This is a genomic window from Mycolicibacter sinensis (assembly GCF_001667375.1).
Taxonomy (GTDB): domain Bacteria; phylum Actinomycetota; class Actinomycetes; order Mycobacteriales; family Mycobacteriaceae; genus Mycobacterium; species Mycobacterium sinense_A.
This window is the reverse complement of record NZ_LZIN01000057.1, coordinates 1-6,439: the sequence shown is the minus strand read 5'-3', so window position 1 is coordinate 6,439 and position 6,439 is coordinate 1. Positions and strand designations below refer to the sequence as shown.

At 69.0% G+C, this 6,439-nt stretch carries 9 protein-coding genes; 6 read left to right on the top strand and 3 right to left on the bottom strand.

The features are described 5' to 3' along the window. A partial coding sequence (locus A5771_RS11450) for a DUF222 domain-containing protein (RefSeq protein ID WP_131808910.1) occupies positions 1-420 on the bottom strand: 420 nt, incomplete at its 3' end. 132 nt (positions 421-552) lie between these two features. On the opposite strand from A5771_RS11450, the gene ligD reads away from it, so the two are divergent. Continuing rightward, on the top strand, positions 553-1,458 hold the full coding sequence (ligD, locus tag A5771_RS11445) for a non-homologous end-joining DNA ligase (protein WP_064855341.1): 906 nt from the start codon (positions 553-555) through the stop codon (positions 1,456-1,458). A 1-nt stretch (position 1,459) separates the two neighbouring features. On the opposite strand, the gene A5771_RS11440 is transcribed toward ligD, so the two are convergent. Further along, positions 1,460-2,431, bottom strand: coding sequence for an alpha/beta hydrolase (locus A5771_RS11440; protein WP_064855340.1), 972 nt, complete (start codon positions 2,429-2,431; stop codon positions 1,460-1,462). An 87-nt stretch (positions 2,432-2,518) separates the two neighbouring features. Here A5771_RS11440 and A5771_RS11435 point away from each other — a divergent pair, with 87 nt between their 5' ends. Further along, a complete protein-coding gene (locus A5771_RS11435) occupies positions 2,519-3,388 on the top strand; it encodes a biotin--[acetyl-CoA-carboxylase] ligase (RefSeq protein ID WP_064855339.1) in 870 nt (289 codons plus the stop codon). An 8-nt stretch (positions 3,389-3,396) separates the two neighbouring features. Continuing rightward, the gene (locus A5771_RS11430) at positions 3,397-3,909 is read left to right on the top strand and encodes a PH domain-containing protein (RefSeq protein ID WP_064855338.1); all 513 of its coding nucleotides are present in this window, start codon (positions 3,397-3,399) and stop codon (positions 3,907-3,909) included. Here A5771_RS11430 and A5771_RS11425 read toward each other — a convergent pair. Then, complete coding sequence (locus A5771_RS11425; protein ID WP_064855337.1) at positions 3,870-4,520, bottom strand: GtrA family protein; 651 nt, start codon at positions 4,518-4,520, stop codon at positions 3,870-3,872. The genes A5771_RS11430 and A5771_RS11425 overlap by 40 nt on opposite strands. Positions 4,521-4,605: 85 nt before the next feature. On the opposite strand from A5771_RS11425, the gene A5771_RS11420 reads away from it, so the two are divergent. The 3 genes from A5771_RS11420 to A5771_RS23975 all read left to right on the top strand — a co-directional run. Continuing rightward, entirely contained in the window at positions 4,606-5,832 is a 1,227-nt protein-coding gene (locus A5771_RS11420) for a 5-(carboxyamino)imidazole ribonucleotide synthase (RefSeq protein ID WP_428844405.1), read from the top strand. Continuing rightward, positions 5,825-6,331, top strand: coding sequence for a 5-(carboxyamino)imidazole ribonucleotide mutase (gene purE / locus A5771_RS11415; protein ID WP_109401105.1), 507 nt, complete (start codon positions 5,825-5,827; stop codon positions 6,329-6,331). The genes A5771_RS11420 and purE overlap by 8 nt, the downstream gene beginning before the upstream one ends. 14 nt (positions 6,332-6,345) lie before the next feature. Continuing rightward, positions 6,346-6,439, top strand: a 94-nt coding sequence (locus A5771_RS23975; protein WP_233428627.1) for a hypothetical protein, incomplete at its 3' end; no start/stop codon positions are given.

Here is a 6,439-nt window from a genome sequence, read left to right as displayed (position 1 = left end):
TAGGTAGTCGAAGAATTTGCGGATCACGTCGATGTGGGCGGCCCCGATCGCGCCGGCGCGTTGGGCGGCGGCCACCTGCGCCAGCAGCGGCTCTAGGGGTTGGCCGGTCAGGGTGCGCCGGGTTCCCAGGTCGGCGGCCTCGGCGATGCGCCGACCGGCCTCACCACGGCTCAGATGCAGCTCATCGGCCAGTATCCAGCCGGGTTTGCCGCCCAGTTCGGCCGGATCCGCCGCGGCGAGCTGGTTGACCAGGGGGTGCTCGAGAGCCGGCAGCCGGCGCCGCAATGCTTCGCAGCGTCGCAACAGCGCCACGCACTCGCGCGGGGTCAGCGCGTCGAAGTCCAGCTCCAGTGCCCGATCCAGGTCGGCGGTCAGGGCGTCGAACGCTTCGACGATCTCTTCCCGGTCATTCGAACGCATGTGCTAACCCTAGCGTCACCCGCCGACAAGGCGCAGAATTCCATCCACAAGCAAAACCGCAGTGACACAAGTGAATGCAGTGGCGAACGGGTCGGCGTTTATCGCTTCCCGGTCAGCGGGTACGCGGCTGCTATGGAGCCCAACGTCGCTATCACTCATCCGGATCGGGTGCTCTTTCCGGCATCGGCCACCCACGAAGCGATCACCAAGGGCGACCTGATCGACTATTACGCCGAGATGGCGCCGGTGATGGTGCCGCACCTGGACGGCCGCCCGCTCACCCTGACCCGGTTTCCCGGAGGCATCGACGAGGAGGGATTCATCCAGCAGAACTTCGCCACGTCCTTGCCGGACTGGATGGACCGGGTGGATGTGCCCCGAAAGTCCGGTGCGGGATCGGTCGTGCATCCGGTGGTGGCGCGGGATGAGGCGCTGGTGTGGGCAGCCAACCAGGACTGCGTCACGCTGCATGCCTGGCTGTCACGTCAGCCGCACCTGGACGCGCCGGATCGGCTGGTGTTCGACCTGGACCCGGCCGGCGACGACTTCGCCGTGGTCCGGGCCACTGCCCGCGCGGTCGCCGACGTCCTTCAGGAGCTGGGTTTGACGGCCTATGTGCAGACGACGGGCTCGCGCGGGCTGCATGTCGTCGCGCCGCTGCGGGGCAGTGCCGGTTTCGACACCGCCCGGGAGTTCGCCCGCGCCGTCGCCGGTCTGGTCGTCGACGACGACCCGCTGCACCGCACCTGCGAAATCCGCAAGGGCAACCGCGGTGGCCGGGTGTACGTAGACATCATGCGCAACGCCTACGGGCAGACGGCGGTGGCGCCGTACGCGGTCCGGGCCCTCCCGGGTGCGCCGGTGGCCACGCCCCTGGAATGGGACGAGCTCGACGTGCCCGGCCTGCGCCCGGACGGATTCACCCTGCGCGACGTGCCCCGGCGAATGACCGAACGCGGTGATCCGTGGGCGGACATGTATCGGCATGCGTGCGCGCTGGCCCCACTACGGAATCGCCTGGCGAAGCTGGGCGCCTAGCTCAGGCGGCGGCCGTACCCGGCCTGGGGCCGGGTTTCGGCGGTTCGGTGACTTCGGTGACCTGCTTGACGAAGTCGCCGATGTATCGGATCGCCCGCCGGCCTTCGGGAAGTACATCGGCCGCCAACGGGAAATCGTGAATCTGGCCGTCCCACAAGTGCAGATCGCACGGCACCCCGGCGGCCTCGAGGCGTTCTGCCATGACCTCGGCGTCGGGCAGCAGCAGTTCGTCGGAGCTGGCGTGGATGGTGACCGGCGGCAGCGACGACAGGTCGGCGTCCACCGGTGAGGTGACCTGTGCGAGATGGCGGGTGAAAGCCGGTAGTGCCCCGCACGGGAACATCGCGCAACGGTCGGCGTTGCGGTGGCCCATCTTCGTCGTCGGGTCGGGATCGGTGAAGGGTGAAACCGCCGCTATGCCAGCGGGTTTCGGCAGCCCGGCCTGCAAGGCGGCCAAAGTGGTCATGAACGCCAGATACCCGCCGGCCGAGTCGCCGGCGATGACGATCTGGCCCGGGTCGTAGCCTTGACGAATCAGCCAGCGCAACCCGCTCAGGCCGTCGTCGATCGCATCGGATATCCGGTGCGAGGGCAACATTCGGTACTCGACGTTGAGAACGCAGGCATCGGCGGCCCGGGACAGTCGCGCCACCAGGGATCGGTGGGTGTTGAGCCCGCAGGTCAGAAAAGCGCCACCGTGCAGGTAGAGAATCGCGCGCTGCGCCGAGGTTCCCCTGGCCTGAACCCATTCGGCGACACAGTGATCCAGCCGTAAGCGTTCGATGTCCACGACCGGCCGGTGGGGCACCAAGCCGGCGAACCGGTCGACCGACGCGAGCGGCCACGCCAGGTCCGGCTGGAAGGCCCACGCGCGCACCATATTCTTGACGAGAAGCCGACTGGCCAGCGACACCGCAACCGATTGTGCACTGTGACGTCGGTGAATTCGTCTCTGCGACCTCCCGGCCACCATTAGGGCTCCTCCCCTTGCCAGTCCTTAATACCCCGCGCTCGGGCGTTTCAACCGGCGCGGCGACGGCACCGGCCCTAGGCTGGTGAAATGGATGCTCAGCCACCGCTCGACGCACCCGTTCTGCGTGATGGGCTGGTCGGGCCAGGCCACCCGTGGCGCGCACTGGATGTGGTCGCCGAAACCGGGTCCACCAACGCCGACCTGTTGGCCCGCTCGGCTGCCGGCGAGGACATCGACGGCGCGGTGCTGCTGGCCGAACACCAGACGGCCGGCCGCGGGCGGCATGGCCGGCACTGGGTGGCCCCGGCGGGTAGCCAGCTGGCCCTGTCGGTCGGGGTCGCCGCGGACATGGTGCCAACGTCGGGATGGGGCTGGCTGACGCTGGCGACCGGGGTCGCGGTGGCCGATGCCCTGACCGAGGAGGGCCTGCAGGTCGGCTTGAAGTGGCCGAATGACGTAATCGTGGGCGCCGACAAGCAAGGCAAATTGGCCGGCATCCTCGCCGAGGTGGCCGCGCCCAAACAGCTCATCGTGGTCGGGCTCGGCCTGAACGTGACCATGACCGCGCAGCAGGCGCCGGATCCGGCAGCGGTCTCGCTGGCCATGCTCGGAGCGTCGATGCTTGATCGGAACATCCTGGCGCGCAAGGTTCTTCGTCACCTTGCCGGCCGGATCGCGGCGTGGCGTGCCGCCGGCGGGGCAGATGAGGCGCTGGCGGCGGACTACCGGCGCCACAGCTGCACGCTGGGTGCCCGGGTGCGCGCCGAGCTGCCCGGCGATCAGCGGGTCGAGGGCCTCGCTGAGGGCATCGACGAAATGGGCCGGCTCGTCATCGACACCGGCGCCCAGACCGTCACCGTGTCGGCCGGCGACGTCACCCGGCTGCGGCCGAACGGCGGTTCAGCGAGGCTCGCCGGAAAAGAGCCGAAGCCGGGACCGCCGAATGAGTGCAGCTAGGACCGGCCGTGGGTTATCCGGAGAATGTCCTGGCCGCGGACGAACAGGTGGTGCTGCACCGGCATCCGCACGTCAAACGCCTGATCGGGCCGGTGCTGGCCTTGCTGCTGGCCACCGCCTGCGCCGGTTTCGCGTCCGGGATCGTCAACCCGCGGGCCTGGGACCCCAACGCCAAGAACGTGGTCTTCGGGGTGATCTGGGCGATCTGGCTGGTGGTGGTCGGCTGGCTGGCGATCTGGCCGTTCCTGACCTGGCTGACCACCCATTTCGTCATCACCGACCGACGGGTGATGTACCGGCACGGGTTGCTGACGCGCAGCGGCATCGACATCGCGTTGGCGCGGATCAACAGCGTGGAGTTCGTCCACGGGCTCATCGACCGAATGTTGCGCACCGGGACGCTGATCATCGAGTCGGCGTCACAAGAACCGCTGGAGTTCTACGACATCCCGCGCGTGGAGCAGGTCCACGCGCTGCTCTATCACGAAGTCTTCGACAGACCGTCCGCAGCGGGCGGCTGATGCCGGGCGGGGCGCCGGAACAGGGTCACCACACCGGTGTCCGGGCCGCCCTCCAGGGTGTCTTCCAGAGCCTCGACCAGTGCGCCGTCCTCGATCGCCGCGCCCAGCGCCACATCCGTGCTGCGCGCGAACTCGTCGGGGAAGACCCAGCGCCGGAACGCCCAGAACCGGAACGCCATCTGCAGCAGGTTGCCGATGATGTAGGCCGAGACGAAGTCGGCGATGTTTTCGACCGTCAGCGAGACCATCGGCGCCCGCAGCTGCAACACGTAGCTGGAGAACCACAACGGGGCCATCGACAGCAGCACGCCGACGCCGCTGACCCCGAAGAACAGCAGGGCCTCGTGATGGCGCTCCCGGCCGCCCCGGTCCTTGAAGCTCCACTCGCGGTTGAGGATGTAGGAGGCGATCACCGCGACGATGCCCGAGATGACCTTGGCGGTGACCGGCTTGGGCTCCAGGATCGTCAGCTTGAGGGTGTAGAACAGCGCCGAGTCGATGACGAAGGTGGTCGCGCCGACAATGGCGAACTTGATCAACTCATGGTGGCGCTCGGCCAGTGGCCGCACCACCCGCGGCAGGCGGGCGATCGTGGCGTCGGTAAAAGACACAAGTCGCCAGTGTACGGACTTTGCCTGATCTGCGCCTAACGACTGGATAACGACGCAAACGGGCCGGCGTGACACGATATTGCCCGTGCCGAAACAGCCAACCACCGCGCCGCCGCCCGAGAGCGGGCGCAGCCCTCTGGTCGCCATGGTCGGCGGCGGTCAGCTGGCCCGGATGACCCACCAGGCCGCGATCGCGCTCGGCCAGCGGCTGCGGGTTCTGGCCGCCGCGGCCGATGAACCGGCGGCCGAGGTCACCTCGGATGTGGTGATCGGTTCCCACACCGACCTCGAGGACCTCCGCCGGGCCGCGACCGGCGCCACGGTGCTCACCTTCGACCATGAGCATGTCCCGGCCGAGCTGCTGGACAAGCTGGTTGCCGAGGGGGTGAACGTGGCCCCGCCGCCGGGGGCGCTGCGCCACGCCCAGGACAAGCTGGTGATGCGTCGCAAGCTGGCGGCCCTGGGCGCGCCGGTGCCGCGGTTCGCCGCGATCGAGAGCGTCGAGGCGGTCGAGGACTTCGCCGCGCTGACCGGTGGCCCGATGGTGATCAAGACGGCGCGGGGCGGTTACGACGGGCGCGGGGTGACCATCGCCGACGACGTCGCCGGGGCCCGGGCCGCCGCCGCCGACTACCTGGCCTCCGGGGTGCCGGTGCTGGCCGAGGAGCGCGTCGCGATGCGCCGGGAGCTCTCCGCGCTGGTTGCCCGGTCGCCGTTCGGCCAGGGCGCGGCGTGGCCGGTGGTCGAAACCGTGCAGGACGACGGGATCTGTGTGGCCGTGATCGCGCCGGCCCCCGACCTGTCGGAGGAATCAGCCGCTGCCGCACAGCAATTGGCGCTGCGGCTGGCCGATGAGCTGGGTGTGGTGGGGGTGCTGGCCGTCGAGCTGTTCGAGACGACGGACGGCGAGTTGCTGGTCAACGAGCTGGCGATGCGGCCGCACAACTCCGGGCACTGGACCATGGACGGCGCGGCGACCAGCCAGTTCGAGCAGCATCTGCGCGCGGTGCTGGACTATCCGCTCGGCGCCACCACCCCGGTGGTGCCGGTGACCGTGATGGCCAATGTGCTCGGCGCGCCCGAGCTACCGGCGATGACGATGGACGAGCGGCTACACCACCTGTTCGCCCGCTATCCCGACGCGCGGGTGCACCTGTACGGCAAGGACGAGCGGCCGGGCCGCAAGATCGGGCACGTCAACCTGCTCGGTGACGACGCGACGGCGTCGGCGAAGCTGCGTGAGCGGGCCGAAAGCGCGGCACACTGGTTGTCGCATGGTGAGTGGACAGATGGATGGGATGCACATGGCTAACAGCCCCCGGGTCGGCGTGATCATGGGCAGCGACAGCGACTGGCCGGTGATGGAAGACGCAGCCATGGCGCTCGCCGAATTCGACGTCCCGTTCGAGGTGGGAGTGGTCTCGGCGCACCGCACCCCGCAGCGGATGTTCGACTACGCCCGGGACGCCGCCGGCCGCGGCATCGAGGTGATCATCGCCGGGGCGGGCGGGGCAGCGCACCTGCCCGGGATGGTGGCTTCGGCCACACCGCTGCCGGTGATCGGGGTCCCGGTGCCGCTGGCCCGCCTGGACGGGCTGGATTCGTTGCTGTCGATTGTGCAGATGCCGGCCGGGGTGCCGGTGGCCACGGTTTCCATCGGCGGTGCGCGCAACGCGGGTTTGCTGGCGGTGCGTATCCTGGCCTCCGCCGACCCGGCATTACGGGCCCGGATGGAGACATTCCAAAAGAAGTTGGCGGACACCGTGCTTGCGAAGGATGCCGCGCTTCAAGGTAAAGTTACCGGCGAGTAGCTTAGGAGGCTGTGATGGCTGGGTGGGCCGGGAATCCGTCGTTTGACCTGTTCAAACTCCCCGAGGAGCACGACGAGTTGCGGGCGGCGATCCGCGCGCTGGCGGAGA